The organism is Bradyrhizobium sp. dw_411 (genome assembly GCF_018449695.1).
Lineage (GTDB): Bacteria > Pseudomonadota > Alphaproteobacteria > Rhizobiales > Xanthobacteraceae > Bradyrhizobium.
In genome coordinates this window covers 1-1,025 of the sequence record NZ_JAAVUY010000045.1, presented here as the reverse complement: position 1 = coordinate 1,025, position 1,025 = coordinate 1, and the positions used below count along the sequence as shown (strand labels likewise).

General features: G+C 64.1%; 1 protein-coding gene. It reads left to right on the top strand.

Annotated features, from left to right (window positions below):
• Nucleotides 1-186 precede the first annotated feature (186 nt).
• A partial coding sequence (locus HB676_RS33605; RefSeq protein ID WP_213742816.1) for a transposase occupies nt 187-1,025 on the top strand: 839 nt, incomplete at its 3' end.

Below are 1,025 nucleotides of genomic sequence, written 5' to 3'. Positions count from 1 at the left end.
CCTCATCCTTGTAACTCAAGAACCGCTGTTCGAGGTAAGATGCCTCGTGCGGTGGCGGACGAGAGACCGACTCATCCTAGGGCGCATAAGCCCGATCCTCAGCCTGGGGCTTCGTCCGCCGTTCCATCGAACCCGAACAGTCGCGGGGGCCGCAGAGCGAGCCCGGTTGCACAAGGGAGGGATAGGATGGAGCATTTATTTGTCGGCATCGACGTCTCGAAGGATCGCCTTGACGTGCACGTGCGTCCAGGCGACGAGGCGTTCGCGGTCAGTCGCGACGGCAAAGGGTTGGAGCAGCTTGTCGAGCGGTTGCGGGCAATCTCGCCGACGCTGGTCGCCGTGGAGGCAACCGGCGGCTTTGAGACGATCGTGGCCGCCGCGATCGCCGGCGCGGAACTACCGCTGGCGGTGGTGAACCCGGCCCAGATCCGTCACTTCGCGCAGGCCGTCGGCAAACGCGCGAAGACCGATCCGATCGATGCCGGCGTCATCGCCCACTTCGCCGAAGCGGTGCGTCCGGCACCGCGAACCCTTCCCGATGAGGCGTCGCGCCTGCTTGCCGAATTGGTTGGTCGGCGGCGGCAGATCATCGAGATGATGGTTGCCGAGCGCCATCGCGAGAAGCGGGCCACCAACGTTCGCGTGCGCAAAAGTCTGGTCCGCCATATAGCCGTACTCGAAAAGGAGTTGAACACGATCGATCAAGACATCGATACATTGGTTCGCGGCTCCCCAGTGTGGCGCGCCAAGGAAGACCTGCTAGCCTCGGTACCCGGCATCGGCAAGACGCTCGCCCGCACCTTGCTGGCCAACTTGCCGGAATTGGGGACGCTCGACCGGCGTGAGATCGCAAGCTTGGCAGGACTGGCACCCTACACGCGCCAGTCAGGACGCTGGCGCGGCAAGAGCATGATCGGCGGTGGTCGCAGCACTGTGCGGGCGGCCAGCTTCATGGCTGCCCTCGTTGCCAGCCGGCATAACCCGCCTCTCAAAGCCTTTTATCAACATCTCCTGGCCGCCGGAAA